Origin of the sequence: Micromonospora pisi (assembly GCF_003633685.1) — a bacterium.
GTDB lineage: Bacteria > Actinomycetota > Actinomycetes > Mycobacteriales > Micromonosporaceae > Micromonospora_G > Micromonospora_G pisi.
In genome coordinates this window covers 8,349,810-8,376,510 of sequence record NZ_RBKT01000001.1, presented here as the reverse complement: position 1 = coordinate 8,376,510, position 26,701 = coordinate 8,349,810, and the positions used below count along the sequence as shown (strand labels likewise).

Sequence of the window (26,701 nt, the reverse complement as noted above, 5' to 3'; positions counted from 1 at the left end):
ACTCGGATCCTGGTCAGGTCGTCAGGGGTGGGTAACCATCCGGACGGGGGACCATAGTCCTCCAAAAGCCCCATTTTCTCCTATCTCTCGGCGCTGAGCCGATGGCGCGTCAAGGCTGGTACTCGGCAGCCGACGCAACCGCGCGGTGACAACCGACCGGCGGGGGGTGGCAATGGCGGGTACTACGCAGGCTGCGGCCGCCCCTGGGGTACGGATCTCGCAGCTGCTCGTGGGCAGCGATGTCGCCAATGTGGTGAACATGTTTCGCGGCGAGGTGAACATCCCACTCGACCTTGTCGCGCTCGGCGGGCGCGGCGGGCTGGACGTGACCGTGACCGCGTTCTACAGCAGCGGCGTGCACCGGATGGTGAACCGGTCAAACCTGACCGAGCCGACCGACCTGCTCGGCGTGGGCTGGTCGATGCCGTACGAACGGATCATGGTCGAGTCGCAGACCAGCGGCACCAACGTCGACGACGTGTTCTACCTGGTCACCGGCGGATCGCCGAGACAGCTCGTTCGGGTGGGCGTCGACGGGGCCGCGCAGCTCTTCCAACTCCGTGACCACCAGTTCTGGAAGATCAGGTACTTCCCCGACGCCGCCCGGCCGGAGTGCGAGTACTGGGAGGTCGTCCGCGATGACGGCAGCACGTACACCTATGGGCTGGGTAGTGTGCAGCGCGGCGTGCGGTGGGGAAACTGGATCGGGCCGTCCACGCTCGCTGGTGGCGCGAGTTTCCCGGTCGCCTGGAATCTGTGCACGGTCCAATCGATGGCCGGCGACACGATGTCGTTCGAGTACGACGTCGAGGACGTGACGATCGGGGCCGGCGCCGACGCTCGCTACACCCGCTCCTGCCGGCTGCGTCGGATAATCGATGTCTTCGGGCGCACGGTCGACTTCTGTTATCTGCGCAAGGACCCGTACGAGACACCGGCGCCCCGGATCCCACCGCACGGCGGCGGCAACGCCTACCAGTACCGGCTGGACGACCACTACCTCCACCAGATCGTCGTCCGGGACGCCACCGGCACCCTGATGCTGACCACCGAGCTGAGCTACGAGCTGTGCAACGTCTCCGGGACGCCCGGTGACGCGTACACCAAGCGGTATCTGGTGGCGGTGGGGCAGACGGTGGCGAGCGGCGCGTCCGTGCCGGAACTGCGCTTCGACTACCACGGTGCCGACGCGCCGAACCCCGGCACGCTACGCGGGGTGCTCACCCCGCAGGGCGCCCGGACGACGTTCGAATACGCCACCGCCGAACTGCCCAACACCAGACTGCGGGTGCCGGTCACCAGCCCCGGCGCCGGCTGGACACCACGGGTCTGGCACGGCCCGACGTACACGGTGATCACCTGGGAGAACCCGACCGCCGGCCAGGTGACCACCGGGGTGTACTCGTGGAACGGGAGCTGGTCCAGCCAGCAGGAGACGCGCGAGTGGGCCGCCGTCCCGGGCACCCTGCGGGTGTTGACCGGAGACGGCTTCTTCGCCGTCTGGTACCGCGACGCGCGCGCCGGGCAGTACACGGTCAACCTGGTACGCGCCGACGAGTTCCGGTTCGGCCAGTGGCAACGCACCCCGTACCAGGTCAACCTCGCCAAGCCGATGACCGATCCCGCGGTGAGCGTCGGTGCCGGGTTCGTCGCGGTCGCCGACGCCGCCGCCGGCCAACTGAAAATCATCAGCTGGGACCTGATCGCCCGGCGCTGGACGGAGCACGCCTTCAGCCTTGCCGGCGTGACCCAGGTCAGCCTCGCCAGCGGCGTCAACTTCTGCGTGGCCACCAGCTACGCCACCACCGGCCGCACCCTCAGCACCGGGATCTACCGCGCCGACGCCGACGGCCGCTGGCGGCGCGGCGACACGACCACCGAGAACGTGGACGTCGACTGGGACACCACCCGCCCCGACCGGATGCTCGCCGCCGGGCCGTCCTTCGCCGCGCTGGGCTTCGTCACCGCGATCGACCAGGGCGCGCAAACCGTCCGGTACGCCACCCGACTGCTCACCTGGTCCACGACGTACACCTTCGGCCCGGTCGTGAGGGCCGACGGCAGCCAGCCGCTGGCGGCACGCAACCCCGTGGGGTTCGCGGTGGTCAACGGCGCCACGGTCGGCAACGGCCAGCACCTGTTCCGCTTCGACGGGGCGCGCTGGCAGCAGGTGACCGCCGCCCGGCCGGTCACCGGGCCCCGCTACAGCTACGCCTACGCCGCCGACACCGCCTACGCCACCACAATGCAGGACAACGGCCAGTGGGCCGCCGACCTCTACGAGTACGACCCCTACCGCAACGCCTGGGGCACACCAAAACGGGCCAGCGGCGCCGGAGCCGCGCCGCCCACGCTGGCCGAGGGCTGGCGCACCGCCGGTCGCGACCTACTGCGACGCACCCCCGACGGCGCCTGGACCACCGCATACACCCTCCCGGCCGACGCGGACCTGACCACCCTGCGTAACCAGGCCCCGGCGTACCTGACCTACCAGGACCGGGCCGGCACGACCCACGTACTGACCCTCGCCGACGCGACGGTGCGGGACGCCGCCACGCTGGCCGACGAACGGGTGGTGGTCACCGACCCACAGCCCGGGCAGATCCTCACCGGCCCCGCCACCTTCGTCACCTACCGTGGCACCGACTTCGACAAGTCGACCGCCCTGACCCTCTACCGGGTGGTCGACACGGCCGTGGCCACCCGGCTGGCGGCCCACCCCGTCGTCAAGGTCACCACCGACACCGGGTACGACCAGCAGCACACCACCGTGGACTACGACCTGGCGACCGCCACCTACGACCCGTACGGACTGGTAACCCAGTTCGTGACGGTCTGCGCCACGCCGGGCGACGGCGGGGCCGGTCGGGTCGAGCGGGTCTTCTTCAACGGGCTGAGCCCGAGCGTGCCCGGGGTGGTCTATCCCGTCTCCGACGAGTACAGCAACGCCCGTGGCTACTTCAGCCAGCTCAACGGGCAGCTGTTCCGCGTCCGTGGCTTCGACGCACAGGGCCGGCAGGTGCAGGAGAGTCTCAGCTATCCCTACACGTACACCAGCGGCAACAGCGACCAGCGCATCGCCGGCGCCTACACCCGGTCGCGACGCAAGAGCGAGGCCACCGCCGCGCAGCTTCTCGCCGTGGAACTCCCGCCGGCCCCCGCCGACGCGGCCGGCGACCTCGACCGGCAGACGGTGCCGGGCGTACTGCGGGACCGGTTCGCCACCGCCGGGCTGCCGCTGGGCGACCCGGTCACGGTGGCGGTGGAGTCGCCGGGACGACGGTGGGCTCTGACCGACGCCACCGGCACCGGTTACCAGGTCGTCGCGGATCCGGGGCGGTTGACCGTCTACGGCTGGCTGACCGACGTCACCGACTACGAGTACAACTCCGCCGGGCAGCTCTGCCGCGAACTCGTCGAGAACGTCGACGACACCGGGGTACGGCGCCGGCTGCGCCGCGACACCACGTACGCCTGGCAGGCGTACCCGCAACTGCGCCAGCGCAACTGTCTCGTGCCGGTCAGCCAGGTCACCTCCACCGACCTCACCGAGGACCTGGTCACCGACAGCGCGGTCACCACGTACTCCGACACCTGCGGCCCGTGGTCCGCCGACCGGGCGTACCAGTGGCTGGGCGTCGGCGTCCCCGACTTCCCGGCCTGGGCCGCGGACGCGGACCCCGGCCCGGGATGGCTGCGGGTCCGCCAGGTGCTCGCCGTCACCGACCGGGCCCAACCCCTGGCCGCACTGGACGCGGGCGACCACATCGCCGCGCTCGCCTACGACCGCGGGCGCCGCTTCGCGGTCGCCACCGTCGCCAACGCCGACCCGCGCGCAGGCGAGGCGAGCTACTACGGATTCGAGGAGTACGAACAGCCCGGCGGCTGGACCCTCACCCCCACCGGACTGGACCCGGCGGACTACATCACCGAGGGCCCGGCCCACGCCGGATCGCGGCGGTTGGCCATCCCGGGCAATCCCACCACCGCGGTCGGCATCACCAACACCTTCGCCCCGGCCCGGGGCGACCGCAACTACCAATTGTCCTGCTGGGTCTGCACCGGGCCGGGATTCGTCCGCGACCAGGAGCTGGCCGCCTGGCGGATCACCGTCGTCGGGACGCAGGGCGGCAGCGCGTCGATCGTGCTGGCCATCCCCGCGACCGACGAGCAGTGGCGCTGGCTGCACCAGCTCATCGACCCACAGGCACTCGGTGTGGGCGAGATCCGGTCGCTCACGGCCACCCTCACCAGCCGGCAGGACCGGCACTACCTGCTGGTCGACGACGTCGCGTTCGCACCGGTCCAGGCCAGCCTGCGCGCCTCGGTGTACTCCAGCGACGGCCAGGAGTTGCGCGGCACCGTGGACCTGCTCGGCGACTCCCGCCGCATCGCCTACGACCTGCTGGGTCGCCCGGTCGTCGAGATCGGCCCGGACGGATCGCCGCTGGCGATGTCCGCCGACCAGTTCTGGCGCCGCGAGCGCGACAGCTTCGACCCCGCCCGCCCCAACGGCTCGCTGATGGTCGCCTTCCGGCAGCCGGGCAGCTACACCGACTTCCGTCAGGGCGGGCAGTGGCAGGCGCGGTGGCAGCCGAGCGCCGGTTGGCGACAGACCCCGGGCCGGCTCTGCCACGAAGGAGCCGACACCGGCACGCTGACCCTGCGCGAGCCGCTCACGGGCAGCCACGCGATCCGGTTCGGCCTCGCCGCCGACTCGGCAACGACGCCTCGGTTGTCGTTCGGCGGGGGCTGGTCGGTCCGTTGGGCGCAGCGGTGCTGGTCACTGCATCAACCGGACGGCGGCCAGGTCACCTCGTCCACCGGCCCGGCCGGGACGGACCTGCTGCTGCTCGTCTGGCCCCACCGCGTGCTGTGGTGGGTCGACGGCGGACTCACGCTCCAGCACATCAACGAGGACGGCTTCTCCGGGCCGGTGGAACTCGCCGCCGACGGCGCCCTGGCCCTGCGCTGGATCGCGGTCGGCACCGATCCGCTGGTCGGCGTCTCCTGGACCGACAACGCCGGTCGCCCCCGAGAGCTGCAACGCGTCGCCGACACCCGTATCCGGGTCTCCGCGACCGGCTACGACCAGACGGGACGGGAGATCTTCTCCACCAAGGCGGTCGAGCTCGACGGCGAGCCGGTCGGCTATCGGCCGGGGCTGGTCACGTCGCTCGATCCGCGGACGGGTGCGATGGGCGACTGTGAACTGACCCGCGCCTACCCCGACGATGAGGGGTACCCGTTCTCCCGGACCGTCTTCGAGGCCTCCCCACTGGGGCGTCCGGTCGAGGCGGGGCTGCCGGGGAGGGCGTTCGCCGTCGACACCCGCGAACCGGTCGGGCAACGGCACACCACCCGTACCGAATACCGGGTCAACACCTGCGAACCACTCCTGTCCGACCTGCCTGCCGGCCAGTACCAGGTGACCGTCAGTGTCGACCCGGACGGGCGTACGGCGAGCACCTGGACCGACCGGCTCGGCCGGTCCGTGGCAGCGGTCGGCGGCGACCTGGCCGGCGCGGCGGGCACCTTCTCCCTGGTCCGGAACTTCTACGACCCGTACGGCAACCTGGTCCGCCGCCAGCAGCCGAACGTGGTCGACGCGCGGGTGAGCGACCGGGACAACTTCGTCGAGCACACCGACTACGACTTTCTCGGCAACCCGGTCGCGATCAGCGGACCCGACCTCGACGGCACCGCCTACTACGTATACGACACCTTGGGGCGGCTGCGGTTCAGCCAGAGCCCACGCAACGCCGCGCAGGGATGCCTGTGCTACCGGCGCTACGACAATCTCGGCCGGCTGATCGAGACGGGCACCTGCGCCGTCGTGTGGAACCGGCAGGAGTTGCAACGCCACGCCGACGACCCGACCTGGCTGCCAGCACCGGGCACCTGGCTGACCCGTTACCGCTACGACGGCGACGGCGGCAACCCGCAGTTGTACGGTCGGCTCTGGCAGACCTGCTCCGGCCCCGCCGTCGGCGACACGCCCGTCACCCGCACCACGTACGCCTACAACGACCTCGGCCTGGTCTCCTCCCGCACCGTCAGCCTCGCCGCCTATGCCGACGGGGCACCACACACGGTGGCATTCGGCTACGACGCCACCGGCGCGGTCACCGACGTCACCTACGACGCCCAACTCGCGGCGGACGCCTTCACCGCCCGACTCGCAGCCGACGGCTTCAACGAGATCGTGGCGGTCACCGGCGAACACGACGGGCAAACCACCGAACTGGCACGCTTCGCCTACCACGGGAGTGGGGCCCTGGTCCGCGAGGTGCTGGCGCCCGGCGACCCCGCGGAGCTCAGCCGCACCTACCAGTACACCCCGCCCGGCTGGCTGGCCTCGGTCAGCGACCGCTACCTCACCGAAACCACCGACTACACCAGCGGCGGCCACGACGACGCCGGCTACCACGACGGCCGGGCAGCCCGCGTCACCAGCCGCTTCACCGGAGTGACCCAGGACGGGTTCGTGGCCGACTTCCACTACCGGTACGGCTACGACTGCCTGGGCCGGCTCACCGTGGCGGAGAACAGCGTCGACGAGGAGTACGGCGTCAGCGGGCTGACCTACGACGCCAACGGCAACGTGACGGCACGTACTGTCGGCGCGGCCGGGCAGCGGTTCCGCTACCGCGACGGCACCAACCGGCTGTTGGTCGTCGACGACGGCGTCGAGCACGATCCGCTGGTCTACGACCCCGACGGGCAGGTCACCGAGGCGCCGCCGGCAGGCGTCCGGGACCTGCGCTACGGGCCGATCTCCGGGCTTCCCGAGAGTCTGCGCGGCGCCGCCGGGCAGCTACGACTGGAGCGCGACGCCGAGGGCACGCTGCTGTTCCGGGCCGGTCCCGACGGTCAGCGGCTCTACCTGCCCGGCACGAACACCGCACCACTCGCCCTGCACCACGTCGACACCGCAGGCGAGCAGCGGGTCGGCTATCTGATCCCGGGGCCGGGCGGCACCATCGCCGTCTGGTCCCCCGCCGGCACCCTCTACGTCCTTCGTGGCCGGCTCGGCTCCACCCGCGGCCTCTATGACGCAGCCGGGCTCGCTGGCGCCTTCAGTTACCTGCCGTACGGCGGCTTTCTGGGCACGCCGTTGGACCGTGGCGCCACCAGCAGGTACCCGTACCTGTTCACCGGTGTCGAACGCGACCCGGTCACCGGCCTGTACCTGTTTCCGCAGCGCGTCTACGACCCAGGCACCGGACGGTTCCTGAGCACCGACCCCGCCGCCCAGTACCCGAGCCCGTACCTGTACGCCGGCTGCGATCCGGTCAACCGGTACGACCCCAGCGGGGCGTTCTCCTGGCCGGCGTTCGGGGCGATCGTCGGCGGCGTCGCGGCTTTCCTGGGAGGCGTGGCGCTCACCGTGCTGACAGCCGGCGCCGCCGCCCCGCTCGTGATCCTCGCCGGGGTGGTCGGTGGTGGACTCATCGGCGCCGGAATCGCCAGCGCCGCCTACGGGTTCGGCCATGCCGACTACTCCAACCGGCCCTTTGACAAGACGGAGTGGGGCATCTCGGTCGGCCTGGGTGCCGCCTTCGGCATGGCCGCGGCCGGACTCGGGTTCGTCGCCGCGGCGCTGCCCATCGGAGTGGGGATGGCACTGGGTATCGAGACGTTCATCGGGGTGGGACTCGGTGCGCTCGACGGGTTCGTCAGCAACGGGTCGCTCAACGCCTACCACGGTGGCGACTTCCTCGAAGGCGGTGGCCTCGCGGCCGGGCTGGGAGCGGTGGGCGGTGCGGCGGGCGGCGTCGTCGGTGGCGTGCTCGGCCGAGGTCCGATGCTGCGCACGAGCCTGACGCTGCGCGCCGGACGCCGCACGCCAGCGGACGCGAGGGGAGAGCTGTTCGTCCGGGCGAACAAGAAGCGGCCGACCATGATCTGGGGACACCTCAGGGTCGCGACGCAGCGACCCGGCAAAGCGCCCGAGCTGAGCGAGCTGCTCCACCCGCGCGGGACGGAGGCTGGGGTCTACAAAGCCGGAGATCTTCTGGCCGGTACGTGGCGAAGGATCGGGGTGCCGGCCGAGAACGCCGGCAGGGCCGAGGACTACGCCCTGGCGATGATTGCCGACAGCGCGGCGGTGGAACCGCAAATCCCCCCGTACTCCTACCTCACCAACAACTGCACCACGTACGTCCAGAGCGTGCTACGCAAAGCCGACGTCCACTCGCCGCTGTGGGCACGCACGCCCGCCACGACGGACTTCTGGATGTCGCTTGTCGGCACCCGCTGGTCGGCGATCTGAGCAGCAGACCGGCAACCCGTATGGAGGACCAATGACAGATGAACCGTCACCGGTGCCGGTCGGCACCATCGTCGCCTTCGCCGGCAACGTCGACCTGATCTGGCTCGACGAGCAGGGCTGGCTCTACTGCGACGGCGCCGAGCTGCGCCAGACCGACCACCCCGCCCTGTACGCCGCGATCGGCGGCAACTACGGCGCCGGCCACAACAGCTTCCGCCTACCCGACCTGCGGGGCCGCTTCACCCGTGGCGTCGACCTCGGCGCGGGTCGGGACCCGTACGTTGAGGCGCGCACACCGTCGGCCCCCGGCGGACTCGCCGGCAACAATCCCGGCTCGCTGCAGGGCTACTACACCTCACTGCCGGCCACCACGTTCAAGGCGGCCGACGACGGTGAACACGCCCACGACGTAGCGCACCTGCCGACGGAGAACGAAGGGCTGGCGACCGAGGGCAGCCACTACGGAATCTGGCCGGACAACACGAGACAGATCAGGGACGCCGGCGCGCACGGCCACACCGTGACCGACGGCGGCGACGCGGAGACCAGGCCGATCAACAAATACGTGTATTTCATCATCAAATACAGCCAGTGAGGGATGACCATGAACGGTGTCCAACAGGGCCGGCCCGCTGAGGGCCTCGACGACGGGGTGCTCATCGGCTCGGTCGTCGGTTACGGCGGCGTCGTGTCGGGGAACTCACCTCCCCCGGACGGCTGGCTGCTGTGCGACGGCAGCGCCGTGTCCCGTGCCACCTACGACCGCCTGTACCGGGTGATCGGTGACATCCACGGCAGCGGGGACGGCACCAACACGTTCAACCTGCCCGACTACCGCGGTCGGTTCCACCGTGGCGTCGACGATGGCACCGGCAACGACCCGGACTCGGGGAGCCGGACCGCGTCGAACCCCGGCGGTCTCACCGGCGACCGGGTCGGCTCGGTCCAGCCGAAGGCCACCGCGCGTCCGGCCGGCGCCCAGCTCAGCAGCAACTGGACGGGCGAGCACAAGCACTGGGTGCCGAACGTGCCGGTCGACTACTCACACGCCAAGGGGCCGTCGGACCACTACGCCCGATGGAACAAGGAAACCGCGGAAACCTCGCGCGACGGCAAACACAGCCACACGATCACTGGAGGGGACCTGGACAGCACCCCGGTCAACGCCTACCTCAACTACCTGATCTATTACGGCAGCGGATCGTCGAGGGGGAACCGATGAGCGACATGTCGCTGCCGCTGGTGCCGCGCGGTCACTTCGTGGTGGGCACCGTCGTGCCGTACGCGACCGGTGCGCCGATCGACGAGAACTTCCTGGAGGAGCAGGGCTGGATGTACTGCAACGGGCGGATGATCAGTCGCAGTGACTATCCGGATCTGTTCGCGGTCATCGGAACCCTGCACGGCGGCGGCGACGGCACCAGCACGTTCACCCTGCCCGACTACCGGGGTTACCTCCTGCGCGGGGTGGACGACCACACCGGACGCGACCCGGACGCGGGAAGCCGGACCGAACCGGCACCGGGCGGCGCGTCCGGCAACCGGTGCGGGTCGCGGCAGGGCCACGCCACCGCCCGACCACAGACCGCCTTCGCGCTGGACTCCGCTGGCAACCACAGCCACCAGGCCCGCACCCCCCAGGGGTATTCGGCGCGGGCGGTGATCGGCAGCTACCGCAGCATCTGGAACGACGACGATGTGGAGTCCAACTCCGGCGGCAACCACCACCACACCGTCGACGAGGGCGGCGACGCCGAGACACGCCCCGGCAACGCGTACGTCAACTTCATCATTCGGTACCGGGCCTGACGGATCCGCGCCGGGAATTACGCCTCCGAGTGCGTTCGTCGCAGTATCCCGACGTCCGAGCACCATCGGAGCACCAACCGGATCGGGCAAGTGCGGATCACTACCTTGTTGATCGCGGCGGGCCGGCGGGTCCTTCCCCAACTTCGATCCCGTTGAGATCGAAGTTGGGGAGGTGTCACCGGCCAATGGCCTTGTGGTGACGGCAGACACGCTGGCACCTACAGGGCGGCCGTGGTCTTTCCCAGGATGCTGGCGAGCGCGCCGAAGTCGACTTCTTGCCCTTCTTTGATGTCGACAGTTTTGCGTTCACCGTTGCCCATTGCCCGGAGGAATCCCTTGACCTCAGGGATGTCCGTCGCGTTGAAGACCATGAACGAGACCTTGGACTTGGCTACCGCAATGACGGCAGCGTAGTGGCCGTTCTTGAGGTAGTGCGGCTTGCCGTACTGAAGCCGTTCCTCAACACCTGGAATGGTTTGGTCGATCATCACACGTAGTTTCTCACATACGTCGATCTGCCACGGCTGCGTCTTGTTGATGTACTGGGTGACATCGTCGTTCACGGTCTTCTCCTTCATCGCTGCTCGTTGAGAAGCATGGGTCTACAGAACGTGTCGTAGCCGAGGATCGGGGCCGCCTCGCTCTCACCCTTCACCGACCGGGGCCCCGGGCTCCTGCCCCCACCCGACGAGCTTGTCCCCGGTGGGAGCGTAGGTCAGCACGACCACACCCGAGTCGAACGCCTGCGCGCCGACCAGCCGGAGCACCCCCGGCTCGCCCGGCTCCTCGAAGAGGCGCACGCCACCGCCCATCACGACGGGGTAGGTGACCAGGCGCAGTTCGTCGACGAGTTCGTTGCGCAGCAGCCACCTGACCAGTGCGACGCTGCCGTAAATCAGGATGTCGCCATTCACCTCGGCCTTCAGCTTGGTGATCGTCTCGGCAACGTTCTCGCTGATGACGGTGGTGTTGTTCCACTGGGCCCGGTCCAGCGTCGTCGAGACGACGTACTTGGGCATGCTGTTCATCTTGTCGGCGAAGCCCGCCTCGTCGGTCATGTTCGGCCAGGACGCGGCAAACCCCTCATAGGTGACCCGGCCGAGCAGCAGCGCGTCGGCGGCCTGCAGCTGCGCCAGCCCGGTCCGCATGGAGTCCTCGCTGACAAACTGGAACGTGAACCGCTGCGGATCGTCGACGACCCCGTCGGCAGTGGTGAATATGGACAAAACAACGCGTCCCATGATGTCTCCCAAGTGGTTTCGGTGAACCCAGGTCGAGCCTGCCGCACGGGGGGCGGGACGGGCATCGGTGGCGATCACGCATTCCACCACTCATTCGACTACGCACCACTGATCCACGATCGGGCATGATGGCGCGATGGATGTCACGCATCCCGCCGGAGCGTCGAAGCGGGAAATCGAGGTGCTCGTCATGCTGGGCGCGCGCCTGTCCAACGCGGACATCGCCGGCAGGCTGCACATCTCCGTGCGGACCGTGGAGAATCACGTCTCCTCGCTGCTGCGCAAGTACGGCGTCGCCGACCGGAGGGCCCTCGGCGAGCTCGCCGTACAGGTGCAGGCGGGGGCGCCGGTACCTGGACGGCTGGCCGGCCTGCCATCGACGCTCACCACCTTCATCGGCAGAAACGCGGAGCGCGAGTATCTGATGGAGACGCTGCGCGGCGCCCGGCTGGTGACCGTGGTGGGACCGGGCGGGGTGGGCAAGACGCGGCTGGCAGGCCAGATCGCCGCGGCGGCGGGGCCTTCTTTCCCCTCCGGCGGCGCCTTCGTCGATCTCGTTCCGGCCCGCGGCGGGTACGTCGCACAGGCGGTGGCCGCCACGCTCGGCGTCAGCGAGCGCCCCCAGCAGTCGCTGGAGGACGCCGTGGTGGAGCGGCTCGGGGAGGGCCGATCGCTGCTGGTGCTGGACAACTGCGAGCACGTGATCGACGTGGTGGCACCGTTCGCGGAGCGGGTGCTGGCCGCCTGCCCGGGCACGCGCATCCTGGCCACCAGCAGGGAACGCCTCGGCGTACGGGGTGAGCGTGCCGTACCGCTGGGCCCGCTGCCGCTGGAGTCCGACGCCGAGCGACTCTTCGTCGACCGCGCTACCGCCGCGGACCCCGGATTCGCGGCGGACCCCGCAGTGGTCGCGAAGCTGTGCGCGCGACTGGACGGTATGCCGCTGGCGATCGAGTTGGCCGCGGCCCGCAGTGCCACCCTGGGCGAGAACGGGTTGTTGGCCGCGCTCGACGACCAGCTACGGCTGGTGGCCGGCGGTAGGGGTGTGGACGAGCGGCACCGCTCGCTGCGCGCGGTCATCGGCTGGAGCCACGACCTGCTCGATGACGAGGAACAGGCACTGTTCCGGCGGCTCGCCGTCTTCGCCGGGGCGTTCGACCTCGCCGCCGTCGCCGGGGTGAGCCCGGCCGGGACCACCCGCGGTGCGGTTGCCGACGTGCTCGGCAGGCTGGCGGACAAGAGCCTGGTCAGCGTGCACCGCTCGGGTGGAGCGGCCCGGTGGCGACTGCTGCAGACGGTGCGCGCGTTCGCCATCGAACAGCTGGACGCCTCCGGCGAGCGGCCGGAGATCCAGGACCGGCACCTGCGCTGGGCGGCGGACGTCGCCACCGAACTGGAGACGCGGCTGGACGGCGACGAGTGGTACGAACAGTTCGACGGCGTCGCCGACGATCTGAGAGCCGCCCTCGCCGTCGCCCCCGAAGGCCCGGATGAGCTGCCGCACCGGCTGGCCCAGGCACTGGCACACCTCGCCTACACACGGCGGTTCCTGATCGAATCGCTCGGCCACTACCGGACCGCCGCCGAGCGGGCCCCCGCTCCGGCCGAGGCCGCGGCGGACCTGTACGCGGCCTCCGCCGTCTCGCATGCGATCGGCGACGACGGTCAGCGGCCCTTCGACCTGCTGCTCGCCGCCGCGCAGCGGGCCCGGGTGGCCGGGGATCGTGGGGCCACGGCCATCGCGCTGGCGCAGGCGGTCACCACCGCGCGGCGGCACCCGGCGGGGTTCGCCGCCGAGGTTCCGTACGAGCGCCTGCGTGACCTCCTCGACGAGGCGGCGTCGGCTGCCGCCGGGTCGAGCGACGCCGTGGTGGCGGCCCGCCTCGCCGAGGCGGCGGCCTGGGCTGCGACCTCCGACAGGTACGAGGCCGACCCGGCGCTCGCCGAGGCCGCCGTGGCAGCCGCCCGGGCCAGCGGCGATCCGGTGCTGATCAGCGCGGCACTGGACGCGGTGGCCACCGCCGACATCGTGGCGGGGCGGGGCACGGACGTTCGCCGGATCACGGACGAACGGTTGGCCCTGCTGCCCGCGATGTCCCGGCACGACCCGAACGCCGCCCCGGAGATCGTCGACACGTACCGGATGGCCCACCTGGCCGCCCTCGGCGTCGGTGACCTGCCGGCCGCCCTGTCGATCGGCCAGCGGACCCTGGACGACGACCTCGCCGGCAGTTCCTACTACTCGGCCGCCCTCCTGATCACGCCGCTGGTGCTCAGCGGACGCTTCGACGAGGCGCTGCGGATGGCGGGCACCGCGTGGGAGGGCTGGCGGCGGGCCGGCCGTCCGCGCACCGGCACGATGTCGCCGCCGATGGCGGCGGTCGCCCTGGTCCACGGACTACGCGGCGACGACGAGGGGTGCGCGCTGTGGCGTTCCCGCGCGATCGAGGTCATCGGGGAGCTACCCCCGCACTCCACGTTCGTGTCGATGGTCGACGCGCGGCTCGCCGTACACACCGGGCGGGTCGAGGACGCCGCCGCGCTCGTCCGCCTGACGTTCAACGGCATCCGCAGCTGGTCCCCGCCCTACTCGAGGGCGGTCGGCGCTGAGCTGGCCGTCATCGCCGAACTCCCCGACGCACCGGACCTGCTATCGGCCGCCGAGCGGCACGAGAACGCGTGGGCCACCGCCTGCACCGCCCGCGCCCGAGGCCGCCTGTATGGCGACGCCGCCGCCCTCACCGCCTCTGTGGCGGGATGGGAGCGCATCGGCGCCCGGTTCGAACGAGCCTGCACGCTCCTGCTGTTACCCCACCGTGCCGCCGAAGGCCGGCGAGACCTCGCCGCCCTCGGGGTCGAGGTCTCGGCTCAATGAGTGGATGAGCGGGCGCTGTTGCGTTCGGACAAGGGACATGGCGGACCCGTTTCGGGTCTGCGGTCAGTTCGCGTGGGCCAGTTCGGTGAACACGGCGGCGGTCGAACCCGACAGTCAACGTTCGCCAGCCGTTCACCGCCCATACCCCGTCCTGGACGCGATCCACTCCCACCATCGGCCGGTGAGGCGCCCCTGGATCTTCGTGATCGCGATCGTCATCCTCGCCGCTGTCGGGGCCGGGATCGGATATCACCTTGCCGTACCCGAACGACCGACCACGATCCACGGTGTGGTCGGGTCGGAGAAGTCATCGTTTTTCTCGGACCCTCGGGTGCAGAACGTCTTTGCCCGGCACGGACTCCGGGTGGACGTCGACCCGCGCGGCTCAGGCGAGATGTCGACGACCGTGCCACTGGGACGGTACGACTTCGCCTTCCCCGGCAGCGAGCAGGCAGCCGAGCGAATACGCCAGGTCCGCCCGGCCGTCGACTCGTACGCCCCGTTCGCCTCGCCGCTCGCGGTCGCGACCTTCACCCCGATCGTCGACCTGCTCGCCACCCAGGGCGTCGTACACCGGGCAGCCGAGGGTCACCAGGTGCTCGACCTGGCGAAGTTCCTCGACCTAGCGCGCCGCGACGTGCGCTGGGACCAGCTTCCCGGCAACGTCGTCTACCCGGCCCGGCGTGACATCCTGCTCAGTACCACTCATCCGAGTGACTCCAGCTCCGCCGCGAGCTACGCCTGGCTGGCGGCCCGGCAACTCGGCGACAACGGTTCCGTCGTCGACCAGGTGGTCCGGCTCTTCGCCGATCAGGGCGGCCTGGAACGGTCCACCGAGGACCCGTTCCAGAAATACCTGACCCAGGCCCTGGACTTCGCGCCGCTGGTGCTCGCGTACGAGGCCCAGTACGTCGAGGCGATCCGGACCGGGCTCCTACCCCGCAACGGCACCCTGCTGTACCTCTCGCCGACCGTACGCAGTGTCCACACCCTGGTCGCGTTCACCGGTCCGGGAGGCGAGGTCGGCCGCCTCCTGAACACCGATGCCGGGCTTGTCCGGCTCGCTGCCGAGCACGGCTTCCGTACCGCCGACGAGTCGGTCTCCGCGGCCGTGCTCGCCGGGGTCTCCGCCGGCGGTGCGGCGTTGCCCGGCCGGATCAGCGACGTGGTGGAACCGCCCGCATCGGCGGCCATCGAGTCGCTGCTCACCACTCTCGATGTACGCCTACGACCGTGACGACGAGGAGACGACGAGTGCGCCGTACCGCATATCTGACCCTGCTGGTGGTTCTGCTCACCGCCGTGGCCGGGTGCACCAGCCAGGCCCCACCCGAGCCGTCCGAGGGCTCCGAGGCCCCGTACAAGCGCGGCTCGGGTGTACTGCGGGTGCTGGCCGGCTCGGAACTGGCCGACCTGGGGCCGATCCTGGCCCAGGCCGAGGACGCGACCGGGGTACGGGTGCAACTCACCGAGATCGGCACGCTGGACGGGATCGAGCGGGTGGTCTCCGGCGCCGCCGCAGCCGACCAGGACGCGATCTGGTTCTCCAGCAACCGCTACCTGGAGCTGCACCCGAACGCCATCGGCAAGATCGACGTGAGCACCAAGGTGGCCAACTCCCCGGTGGTGCTCGGGCTGCGCACCTCGGTGGCGCGACAACTGGGCTGGGACGCGCACCGGCCGACCTGGAGCGAGATCGCCACGGCGGCCGGGGACGGCAGGTTCACGTACGGCATGACAAATCCGGCGGCGTCGAACTCTGGCTACTCCGCGCTGGTGAGTGTCGCCGCCGCCCTCGCCGGCACCGGTCGGGCACTGGGTACGGCCGAAATCAACGCGCTCACGCCTCGGCTCCGGCCCTTCTTCGCCGGGCAGTCCCTCACCGCCGGTTCGTCCGGGTGGCTGGCCGAGGCGTACGTCAAGCGGCAGGGCGGCGACGCCCCGGTGGACGGGCTGATCAACTACGAGTCGGTGCTCGTGTCCCTCAACCACGGCGGCAAGCTCGCCGAACCGCTGACCATCGTCCACCCCGCCGACGGCGTGGTAACCGCCGACTACCCGCTCACGTTGCTCGCCGGCGCCTCCGAACAGGCGCGGACCAACTACGCGGCGATCGCCGACTTCCTGCGCCGACCGAGCACCCAACGCCGGATCATGGAGACCACGTTCCGCCGGCCGGCCGTGCCCGGCATCCCCCTCGCCGACGTCCTCGGTCCGCTCGAAGGTGGTCTGGTTGAGCTGCCGTTCCCGTCCCGGTACGACGCGGCGACCGCGCTCGTCACCGGCTTCGGCGACGCACTACGCCGACCGGCGCGCACCATCTACCTGCTCGACGTCTCCGGGTCGATGCGTGGTGCCCGGCTGGACGGGCTCAAGTCCGCACTGCTTGGTCTCTCCGGCGCCGACACCTCGCTCTCCGGCGAGTTGACCAGGTTCAACGGTCGGGAACAGGTGATCCTGCTCCCGTTCAGCACCAGGCCGTCGGCACCGCGCCGGTTCGACGTACCGGAGACGAACCGGGAGCCTGCGCTCGACCGGATCCGCGGCGACGTACGGCAGTTGACCGCCGAGGGCGACACCGCGGTCTACGACGCGCTCGTGAACGGCCTCGACCTGGCCCGCCAACTCGACGCGACCGAACCCGGCCGGATCACCTCGGTCGTGCTGCTCACCGACGGCGAGCGCACGGTCGGGAGAAGCTTCGCGGACTTCCGGTCGTACCACGGCAAGCTGCCGGCGCGGGCGAAGGCCGTACCGGTGTTCGCTCTGCTGTTCGGCGAGGGGAACGTGGGCGAGATGGACGAGATCGCCGCGCTGACCGGAGGCCGTACGTTCGACGCGCGGACCGGTCCACTGGCGGCGGTCTTCAAGGAGATCCGCGGCTACCAGTGAGCTAACACTCCGGCCGTACCTGCGGAATTCGGTGTCTTTGCTGGTAGTGGCTCACTTTGCCCGGTACTGGTGGCGGCGACGCCGCCAGTACCTCCGGTGGATGTGATCGAGGCGCCGGCAGAAGGCGTGGACAAGGCCCATGCTCGGATCCGCTGCCGCGGCGAACACGCCGTCGCCACCCTCAAGACCTAAAAGATCCTGACAAGCTGCGCTGCAGCCCTCGCGGACGACCGCAATGGTGCAGGCCATCCTCGTCCTCCACCACGTCGAAAGGACCCGACCTACCGAGGAGGAAAAACGCTCGGCCATGCCGACCGACCTGGTGATGAGTTGTCGGGCCCGCACCCGTCACACCTACGACGGGACACGACGAGACGGAAGGATGACGTGATGAGTGCGGACACGCGACTGGAGGAGCTGGGCGTGAGCAGTCTGGGCGGGAACGGGCTGGGCGAGGTCGACGAGCCGGCGTTCTCGGGACTGGCGGAGCGGCACCGGCGGGAGCTGCACGTGCACTGCTACCGGATGCTCGGGTCGTTCGAGGACGCCGAAGACACCGTGCAGGAGACGTTCCTCCGTGCCTGGCGGCGGCGGGAGACCTTCGAGGGGCGGTCGACGTTCAGGGCCTGGCTGTACCGGATCGCCACCAACGCCTGCCTGGACCTGCTCGCCAAGCGCCGCCCGGAGCCCGCGACCGGCGGCGAGGTGCTGTGGCTGCAGCCCTACCCGGACCGGCTGCTCGACGAGCTGCCCGCAGGCGACGCGGACGAGCCGGAGACCGTCGCCGTCGCGCGGGAGACGATCGAGCTGGCGTACCTGGTCGCAGTCCAGCACCTCGCGCCGCGCCCGCGAGCCGTGCTGATCCTGCGGGACGTGCTCGGCTGGCCGGCGAGAGACGTCGCGGAGCTCCTCGGGGACTCCGTCAACTCCGTGAACAGCGCGCTGCAGCGGGCCCGCGCCGGCATGCGGGAGCACCTGCCCGCCGAGCGGCAGGACTGGACCGGCGGCGAGGAGGACGCCGGGACGCGCGAGTTGGTGCGCCGCTATACCGACGCCAGCGTCGCCACGGACGTCGACGGGCTCGCCGCACTGCTGCGGGACGACGTCCGCTACTCGATGCCGCCCACGCCGGGCCTGCACGTCGGCCGCGACATGGTGGTGAACGACTGGGTTGCGAGCGGCTTCGTGGGCATGAAGCACCTGCGCGCCGTCCTCACCTCCGTAAACCGGCAGCCCGCCGTCGCCTTCTACCTCTGGCGGAAGCCGGAGGGCGCGTACCTGCCCCTGACGATCGACGTCCTGCGCGTCACCGGCGGGGCGATCATCGAGATCGTCACGTTCCACGACGACCAGTTCCCGCGGCTCGGGCTGCCGGAGCGCCTGCCGGCGGACGGTACGGAGTAGTCCCGGTTGGACGCTCTGTGGCTGACACCGCCCCGACACGGCGCCGCCACGTCAAACTTTCTGCCGCCCGGGCCGTCGGACACATCCGCCGATCGCACGCTCCTGCGCTCCGACCGCCGTCGGGAATGCGCCGCCCTCGGGCCGTCACCGCCGCGCCTGTGGGGGCAGGACGCAGGAAAGCCCGTGCGGGGGCATGGTCAACGGAGCTGCCGATTGCGAAACTGCTTCAATACTGCGTTAGCAGGGGCGGTTGAGGCTCCTGAAGCAGGACGGCGACGATACGTGCGGCCGGGTGACACCGCGTGCCCGTTGGGCGGACTTGATCGCTACACGAGGCTGGCTCGTTGTCGGCACGACCTTGACGGGGAGGGAATGCCCAGCACACCGCTGTCCTTGCCGCAGTCATCCGCGCGGGCGCCCGAGTTCGGCCGGGACGCGCTCATCGTCTGCGAGAACCTGGTGCGGATCTACCAGACCGGTTCGATCGAGGTGCAGGCACTGCAGGGACTCGACCTGGCCGTGGACAACGGTGAGATGGTCGCCGTCGTCGGCGCCTCCGGGTCGGGTAAGTCGACGCTGCTGTCCATCCTGGCCGGCATCGACGCCCCCACCGCCGGACGGGCCCGGGTCGACCGGTGGAACCTGCTGGCGATGTCCCGCGCGGACCGCGTGGAGTACCGGCGGCACACCGTCGGGTTCGTACGACAGCAGACGGCGAGCAACCTGGTTCCCTACCTGACCGCACGGGAGATGGTCGACCTACCGATGACGGCGGCCCGTACCGAGAAGAAGCAGCGCCGGGAGCGCGCGGCCGAACTGCTGGACAGCCTCGGCGTCGCCGACTGCGCCGACCGACGCCCCGCGCAGCTCTCCGGCGGGCAGCAGATGCGGGTCGCGATCGCGGTGGCGCTGGCCAACCAGCCGCGGGTCCTGCTCGCCGACGAGCCGACCGGCGAACTGGACGCCGCCACGTCCGCGGAGGTCTTCGGCGTGCTGCGGGACGTCAACCGACGGTACGGCGTCACCGTTGTCGTGGTGACCCACGACCCGGAGGTCAGCGGCCAGGTCGAACGGACAGTCGCGATCCGCGACGGGCGCACCAGCAGCGAGGTGCTGCGCCGTACCACCACCAACGCGGAGGGCGACACGCACATGATCGCCGAGGAGTACGCCGTGATGGACCGGGCCGGGCGGGTCCAGGTGCCCCGCGACTTCCGCCAGGCGCTGGCGCTGACCCGGCGGGTCCGGCTGGCCCTGGAGCCCGACCACATCACGATCCGCCCCGACGCGGGAAGTAACGAATGAGCATCGAGCCGCTGCTCAGCGTGCGCGGCGTGCACCGGCGGTTCAACACCGGGCCGACCTCCGTGCACGCCCTGCGCGGCGTGTCGTTCGACGTGGCCGCCGGTTCCATGGTGGCGCTCGTCGGCCGGTCCGGCTCGGGCAAGACCACCCTGCTCAACGTCATCGGCGGGCTGGACCGCCCGGACACCGGCACCGTGCACGTCGACGGCACCGACGTCACCGCACTCGACGAGGACGGCCTGTCCCGGCTGCGGCGCGAAAAGGTGTCGTACGTCTTCCAGAGCTTCGGCCTGATCCCGGTGCTGTCGGCCGCGGAGAACGTCGGCGCCCCGCTGCGGCTGGCCCGCGTCGCCCCGGCCGAGCGCGAGCGGCGAGTCGAACTGCTGCTGGAGCTGGTGGGCCTGGCCGACCACGCCCGGCAGCGGCCGGCCGAGCTGTCCGGCGGCCAGCAGCAGCGGGTGGCGATCGCCCGCGCGCTGGCTGCCTCGCCCCGGCTGCTGATCGCCGACGAGCCCACGGGGCAACTGGACGCCGAGACGGGTCTGTCGGTGATGGCCCTGCTGCGCGGGGTGGTGGAGTCCGAAGGCGTCACCGCGCTGGTGTCGACGCACGACGCGGTGATGATGGCGTTGGCCGACCGGGTGATCCGCATCCACGACGGGCATCTCGACGAACAGGCAGCCGGACAGCCGTACGAGCACGTGCCGGACGCGACGTGACGCGACGATGCTGAGGCTGGTCAGCCGCCGCGCCCGCGCGCAGTGGCCGTTGCTGGCGGCCCTCCTCGGGGTCGTCACGGTCGGCGCGACCCTGCTGGGCACCTGCACCCTGCTGAGCACCCGCACCGCCGAGCGGGCGCTGGAGGTCGCCATGGCCCGCGCCGCCTCCGGTGCCGTCGACGTGACCGCCTACACCGGCACCATCGAAGGCCGGGACGCGCCATCCGTCGCCTCCGACGCCCGCGCCGTGGTGACCTCCGCGCTCGCACCGTTCCCGGCGACGACGACCGCGCGGGCGTCGAGCGTGCTGCGGGCGCTGCCGCCGACTCTCGCCCCGGGCACCACCGTCCCGGCCCAGGCGTACCTGTCGGGGCTGGACGACCTGCCGGCCCGAGCCCACCTGATCACGGGGCGCTGGCTACGCGACCCCGGCGACGCGGTGGTGCTGGAGTCCACCGCCCAGCTGCTCGGCCTCACCCCCGGCCGCCGGGTGCGCCTCGGCGCGGAACTGGCCCACGCGCCCGTCCCGGCCCTCGACGTGACCGTCGTCGGTGTCGTGCGCCCGCTGCCGGGGCGCGGCTGGGACCGCGACCCGCTGGCCGCGGCCGGCTCTGCCACCGGCTACCGGGACGGCCGCTTCGGGCAGCCCGTCAACGCCTACGGCCCGTTCATCATCGACCTCGCCGAACTGGTCACCACCGGTGCCACCCTCACCCGACTGGAGATCACCGCCCATCCGGACCTGTCCCGCGCCAACCGCCGCGACCTCGAGACCGTGGCCGGGGCCGTCCGCAGCGCCGACCGACGGCTGGCGGGCACCCTCGGCGACCGCGTCCAGCTCAAACGCGTCTCCTCCGGCCTGCCGCTGACCCTGCGGGCCGCCGACGACCAGCGGCACGTCACCGCCGCCGTCGTGCTCGCCCTCGCCGTCCTCGGCGGCGTCCTGGCCGCGACCGCACTCGCCCTCGCCGGCCGGCTGACCGCGAGCATGCGCGCCGATGAGACCGCCCTGCTGTCCGCCCTGGGCACCAGCCGCGGCCAGCTCGCCGCCACCGCGACACTCGAGGCCGGGGTCGTCGCCGCCCTCGCCGCCGCGCTCGCGATACCGGCCTCGTCGGCCGTACACGCCGGCCTGACCCACCTGCCGCCGCTGGACGGCGCCGGCCTGACCGTCCGGCCGGCCATCACCGGCGCCCAGGTTCTCGCGGTCGCCGGCAGCGCGCTGGTGCTCGCCGTCATACTCATCATCCTGGCGATCCGGCCCGTCCCGGCAGCCGGCGACCGGCGCAACCGACGCGAACTGCTGGCCCGATCCGGCGCCGACCTGCTGCTCGCGGCATTCGCCGCCGCCGGGTGGTGGCAGCTTTACGCGCAGCCCACCGCCGCCACCCCGCGCGCCGACGCGGTCCGGGTGCTCGCGCCGGCGCTGCTGCTCACCGCAGGCGCCGCCTTGGTGCTCCGCGTGGTGCTGCCCGCCCTGCGCGGCGCCGACCGGCTGGCGCACCGTGACCACGGGCTGGTGCTCCCGCTGGCGGCCGCCGAGGCCGCCCGCCGGCCCCAGGCGGTCGCCGCCGGCCTGCTCGTCGGGCTGGCCTGCGCGGCCGGGACCTTCGGCGTCGCCTTCGACGCCACCTGGCAACGGTCGCAGTACGACCAGGCCGAGCTTTCCGTCGGCACCGACCTGGCGCTCGCCCTCACCGCGCCGCCGGTCGCCGGGCAGGGCGCGGACGTCAGCGCGGCCACTGCGGGGGTGGTGAGCCCGGCCGTCGACCGCGGCACCGCCATCGGGCAGTGGCTCGGCACCGCTGGCGAGGCGCCGCGCCTGATCGCCATCGATACCACCCGCGCCGACGCACTGCTGCGCGGGCGACTGGACGGCGACCGTAGCTGGACGGACGTGGGAGCCGCGCTCGCGTCACACGCCCGCGTCACCGGCCTCGCCATTCCGGCCGGTGCCCCGCTCGTCCTGAGCGGGACTGCGGCCGGCGGCACCCCGCTCGCCGTGACGCCCCGGCTGCTGCTGCAAGACGCCACCGGCCTGCGCACGCCCTGCACCGGTCCCCCCGTGCCGCTCGACGGCCGGGAGCACCGGCTGCCCGCGTGCGCGACGGCTGACGGACTGCGCCTCGTCGCGGTGTCCCTGCCGGTCACGGCCGACCCGACCGGGCCGAATGGCGGGTCCGACGCGGCCGGCGGCCCCATCGCCGTAGCCGTCACGCTCACGGTGCCGCCCGCCGCGTCGGCTGACGGATCGGGTTGGACCGCCACGTCCGCGCCGCCGGTCGCGAAGCAGCTGAGCGACCCGACCGTCACGCTGTCCGCCACGCCGACGGGGACCGAGCTGCGAATGGCTGCGACCGTCGACCTCGGCGGCGCCCCGGACGCCGCCCGGAACCTCGTCGCCACCGCCTTCCCGGACCCCGGCCCGGTGCCCGTCGCCGTCTCCGCCCGCTTCGCCAGCGAGGTCGGTGCCGGCCGCGGCAGGCAGCTCAGCATCACGGTCGGCACCACGCCCGTCCCGATCGTCGTCACCGAGGTCGTGCCGACCGTCCCGTCCGCCCCCGGCGCCGTCGCCGTCCTGGCTGACCTGGACACCCTGTCCCGCGCACTTGCCGTCACCGGCGACCTGACGTTCCCGGTCGACGCCTGGTGGGTCGGCCACCCAGCCGGGCCCGGTGCCGCCGAGCGGGCCACCGCCCTGCACCTGGGCACCGTCACGACGCGCGAGGCAGAGACCGCCCGCCTCACCGGCGGCCCGCTGCGCGCCGGGCTGCCGGCCGCGCTCCGGCTGGTCGTCCCGGCCGCGGCCCTGCTGCTGCTCGCCGGCGTGGTCCTGCACGTGACCTGCGACCTGCAGGTCCGCGCCGTCGAGGTGGCGCGGCTGCGCGGCCTGGGGATGTCCCGGCGCGGCATCCGGGCCGTGCTGCTCGGCCAGCACGCCGGCGTTCTGCTGCCGCTGCTCGCAGCGGGAGCGGCCGTCGGCGCGCTCGCCACCCGCGTCGTCGTACCCCTGCTCGTACGCTCCGACACCGGCGCCGCGCCCGTCCCGGCCGCCCAGCCACACTGGCCGTGGTCCGCCGAGGCCGCACTGCTCGCGGCGCTGCTGGCCGGGTGCACGCTCGCGGTCGCCGTCGTGGTCACCGTCCAGGTCCGCCGGGCCGACGCCGCGCACCTGCGGGTGGCGCCGTGAACCGGTGGCTGACCCGCCGGTGGCCGGCGCCGCACTGGCCCAGCGTCCGCGGCCGCGGCCGCACCGACGCCGGACCGCTGCTGCTCACCGCCGCCGTCATCGCGGCCGTCGCGCTGCTCGCCGGGGCCGTGCCGGCGCTGCTGCGCGCCGCCGCCGACGACGCCGTTCAGGACACGATCCGCCGCGCTGGCAACGACGCTGACGTCCTCGTACACGCTAACTGGGAGCGCGACGACGGCCCGACCGGCGGGCGCATCCGGATACCCCGCCTCGCCGAAGACGTCGACGGCTTCCGCAGCCAGGCGGCAGACACGCTCGGCCCCCGCCTGGACGCCGCTCTGCGCCCGCCCGTCGCCATCGTCAACGGCCCGGTCCTCAGCATCACCGACGGTAACGTGCCGCGTACCTTCCAGTTCACCTATCTGGCCGGTGACCCCGGCGGCCCGGACGTAACCTGGATCGCCGGCAGCGCGCCCGGCCCCGCCGTCCCCGACCCGGACCAGGCCGTCGAGATCCCCTACAGCGGACCGCCCTGGCCGGTGCAGGTCGGCCTCTCCGAGGCGGACGCCGCCGCGCTCAACCTCGGCCCGGGCGACCGAATCCCGCTCAAGGACGCCCAGAAGCGCGACAAGGACGTGCGGATCAGCGGGATCTACCGACCTGCGGACAGCGCCGACCCCGCCTGGCGACTCGCCCCGTCGCTCCTGCGCCCCGTGCCCGGCGCCGACGGCGTGGGCACCACCCGGTTCGCCGGCCTGCTGTCGCGCGAGTCGCTGCCGGACGCCCGTCTCGCCGTCGACGAGGACCAACTGCAGCGCACCGTCCGCTTCGCCCCCGAACCCGGCACGCTCACCTGGGACGCCGCCGCGGCGCTCGCCGGCACCGTGGTCGAGCTCAAGGCCGCCTCCGGCGCGTCGAGTGTCCGCGACGGGTCCCTCAAGTGGGAATCGCAGCTCGACACCGTCCTGCGCGACGCCCGCAAACAGATCAGCGCCGCTTCCGCGCAGGCCGCAGTCCTGCTCGCCGGGGTTCTGACCGCCACGGTACTGGTCCTGCTACTCGCCGCCGACCTGCTGGTCCGCCGCCGTACCCCGGCGCTGACCGCCGCCCGGCAGCGCGGGGCGGCGCTGCCCGACCTCGGTGCGGAACTGCTGATCGAGTCCGCCGCGGTGGCCCTGTCGGCCGCCGCCGTCGGGCTCGCGCTCGCCCGCGCAGCCGCTGCTGACGTCTCCTGGTCCTGGGCCGTGCCCCTGGTCCTGGCCGGCGCCGTCGCCGGGCCGGCGTTCGGCACACTCGCCGCCGCCCGAGCCAGCCGCGATCGGCGCAAGCCCGCCAACCGGGCCGCACGCCGCTGGATCCGCGGCACCGGCCAGCTGCGCCGTGCCGCGCTGGAGGCCGCTGTCCTGATCGCCGCGGTGGCCGCCTTCGTCGCACTGCACCAGCGCGGGCTCATGCCCGCCACCGCCCCCGACGGCGACACCGATGAGCTGACCGGCGACCTGGCCCTACCCATGAGCGCCGTCGCTCTGGGCGTGCTCGCCGGCGCGCTCGTCCTGCTGCGGCTGCTGCCTGTCGGGGTGCGGTTGTCGCTCCGGCAGGCCCTGCGCTCGCGCCACCCGCTGGCCGTGTTCGGCGCTGCCCGGGCGGCCGCGACGGCCGGGCGCGCGCTGCCGCTGCTGGTGCTGGTCAGCGCCACGGCGCTGGCGTCGTTCGCGCTCATCCTCGGCACCACCGCCACCCGGGGTCTGGCCGACGGCGCGTGGAGCACGGTCGGTGCCGACGCCCGCCTCGACGTCGGCGCCGACGCCGTGACCTCCACCCCCGCCCTCGCCGAGCGCATCGCTGCCGCACCCGGGGTAGGGCAGGTCGTCGTCGCGCAGGTGACCGACTCGGCGCGCGTCGTCGCCGACTCGACAGTGCTCACCCCACGCCTGGTCATCGTGGACGCCGCCGCGTTCCAGCGCCTACTGGCCACCACCCCGCTGCCGGACGCGCCGGCGCTGGCCCGGCTCGCGGCACCCGGTCCTGGCCTCGGGGACGTCCCGGCGCTGGTCCGATCGAGCGACGGCGACCTGCGGACCGGCACACGGCTGCAGCTGTCCCGCGACGGCGCCCCAGCAATCCGTCTCGCTGCGGTCGGTACCGCTCCCTCCGTCGGCGGCGGCACCGACATCGTCATCGTGGACGCCGCGGCCCTCGCCGACGCCGGACTGCCCGCCGTCCCGAACACCGTATGGGTGACCGGCCCCGGCGCGGCGCGGGCCGTGTCGAACAGCGGCGTCGCCGCCGACGTCGTGCTGCGCGCGGACGTCCTGCGGGCGCAGCGAGCGGCCCCGCTGACCGCAGGGCTACTGCGCCTGGCGTGGACGGCCGCCGCGGCGTTGCTGGCGCTGGGGCTGCTCGGCCTCACGCTCGCCGCGGCCGCGGGTGCGTCGGAGCGGTGGCAGACCCTGACCCGGCTGCGGACCCTCGGCCTGCGGCCGCGCGACGCCCGCTGGGTCGCCGCCGGAGAGCTGCTCCCGCCGGTCGTGGTCGCTGCGGTGTACGGACCGCTGCTCGGGGCCCTACTCGCACGCCTGACGCTCGGCCCACTCGACCTACGGCTGCTCACCGGCCAAGCCGCCGACCCGGCGGCGGCCCTGCCGTGGTGGATGCTCGGCCTGGTGAGCGTGGCGATGCTGGCGGCGGCCGCCACGGTCGTCCCCGTCGAGGCAGCGCTGCGGCGGCGCGACCGGCTGAGCGAGGTGCTCCGCGCGGGCGAGTAACGGCCTAGCCGTACTGCCCAGGGAGGTTGGTCGAGATTGTGTGGCGACGCGGTCTGATGTGGTAGAGCGACAGCCCGGGCGCCTGGACCAAAGCCTGGCCGACCGGTCCTACCGCAATGGAACAAATAGCCCGAGTTGAGAGTGCATAGCGGCGCACACCCGCCTCCACACCGGGCACCTCGTCCGACGCCGCGTAGACTATGGAGCGCCGATTAATCCCATTTTG

Annotated in this window: 14 protein-coding genes; 12 read left to right on the top strand and 2 right to left on the bottom strand. The window is 72.1% G+C overall.

Annotated features, from left to right (window positions below; translation table 11 throughout):
• Positions 1-172: 172 nt before the first annotated feature.
• The 4 genes from BDK92_RS36550 to BDK92_RS36535 are packed head-to-tail and all read left to right on the top strand — an operon-like array spanning position 173 to position 10,084.
• Positions 173-8,275 carry an RHS repeat-associated core domain-containing protein gene (locus BDK92_RS36550; RefSeq protein WP_121160867.1) on the top strand — a complete coding sequence of 2,701 codons (8,103 nt, stop codon included), beginning with the start codon at positions 173-175 and terminating at the stop codon, positions 8,273-8,275.
• A gap of 31 nt (positions 8,276-8,306) precedes the next feature.
• A complete protein-coding gene (locus BDK92_RS36545; RefSeq protein ID WP_121160865.1) occupies positions 8,307-8,870 on the top strand; it encodes a phage tail protein in 564 nt (187 codons plus the stop codon).
• Between the two features lie 9 nt (positions 8,871-8,879).
• A complete protein-coding gene (locus tag BDK92_RS36540) occupies positions 8,880-9,497 on the top strand; it encodes a phage tail protein (protein ID WP_211349497.1) in 618 nt (205 codons plus the stop codon).
• The gene (locus BDK92_RS36535; protein ID WP_170208825.1) at positions 9,494-10,084 is read left to right on the top strand and encodes a phage tail protein; all 591 of its coding nucleotides are present in this window, start codon (positions 9,494-9,496) and stop codon (positions 10,082-10,084) included. Before BDK92_RS36540 ends, BDK92_RS36535 begins: the two co-directional genes overlap by 4 nt.
• Before the next feature lie 218 nt (positions 10,085-10,302).
• On the opposite strand, the gene BDK92_RS36530 is transcribed toward BDK92_RS36535, so the two are convergent.
• Positions 10,303-10,662, bottom strand: coding sequence for a DUF1801 domain-containing protein (locus BDK92_RS36530; protein ID WP_211349496.1), 360 nt, complete (start codon positions 10,660-10,662; stop codon positions 10,303-10,305).
• Positions 10,663-10,728: 66 nt separating this feature from the next.
• Positions 10,729-11,403 (bottom strand): dihydrofolate reductase family protein, encoded by a 675-nt coding sequence (locus BDK92_RS36525; RefSeq protein WP_211349495.1) that lies wholly within the window; start codon positions 11,401-11,403, stop codon positions 10,729-10,731.
• Between the two features lie 58 nt (positions 11,404-11,461).
• Here BDK92_RS36525 and BDK92_RS36520 point away from each other — a divergent pair, with 58 nt between their 5' ends.
• The 8 genes from BDK92_RS36520 to BDK92_RS36485 all read left to right on the top strand — a co-directional run bounded on the left by BDK92_RS36520 (position 11,462) and on the right by BDK92_RS36485 (position 26,475).
• Positions 11,462-14,200: an ATP-binding protein gene (locus BDK92_RS36520; protein ID WP_121160858.1), complete on the top strand. Its 2,739-nt coding sequence runs from the start codon at positions 11,462-11,464 to the stop codon at positions 14,198-14,200.
• Positions 14,201-14,381: 181 nt separating this feature from the next.
• Positions 14,382-15,437 carry a hypothetical protein gene (locus tag BDK92_RS36515; RefSeq protein ID WP_147457260.1) on the top strand — a complete coding sequence of 352 codons (1,056 nt, stop codon included), beginning with the start codon at positions 14,382-14,384 and terminating at the stop codon, positions 15,435-15,437.
• A 17-nt stretch (positions 15,438-15,454) separates the two neighbouring features.
• A complete protein-coding gene (locus BDK92_RS36510) occupies positions 15,455-17,092 on the top strand; it encodes a substrate-binding domain-containing protein (protein WP_121160854.1) in 1,638 nt (545 codons plus the stop codon).
• Between the two features lie 390 nt (positions 17,093-17,482).
• Positions 17,483-18,496, top strand: a complete 1,014-nt coding sequence (locus BDK92_RS36505; protein ID WP_121160852.1) for an RNA polymerase subunit sigma-70 — start codon at positions 17,483-17,485, stop codon at positions 18,494-18,496.
• A gap of 372 nt (positions 18,497-18,868) precedes the next feature.
• Complete coding sequence (locus tag BDK92_RS36500) at positions 18,869-19,801, top strand: ABC transporter ATP-binding protein (protein ID WP_121160851.1); 933 nt, start codon at positions 18,869-18,871, stop codon at positions 19,799-19,801.
• The gene (locus tag BDK92_RS36495) at positions 19,798-20,520 is read left to right on the top strand and encodes an ABC transporter ATP-binding protein (RefSeq protein WP_121160849.1); all 723 of its coding nucleotides are present in this window, start codon (positions 19,798-19,800) and stop codon (positions 20,518-20,520) included. Before BDK92_RS36500 ends, BDK92_RS36495 begins: the two co-directional genes overlap by 4 nt.
• Positions 20,521-20,527: 7 nt before the next feature.
• The gene (locus BDK92_RS36490; RefSeq protein ID WP_121160847.1) at positions 20,528-23,710 is read left to right on the top strand and encodes an FtsX-like permease family protein; all 3,183 of its coding nucleotides are present in this window, start codon (positions 20,528-20,530) and stop codon (positions 23,708-23,710) included.
• Positions 23,707-26,475: an FtsX-like permease family protein gene (locus BDK92_RS36485; RefSeq protein WP_121160846.1), complete on the top strand. Its 2,769-nt coding sequence runs from the start codon at positions 23,707-23,709 to the stop codon at positions 26,473-26,475. Before BDK92_RS36490 ends, BDK92_RS36485 begins: the two co-directional genes overlap by 4 nt.
• Positions 26,476-26,701 lie beyond the last annotated feature (226 nt).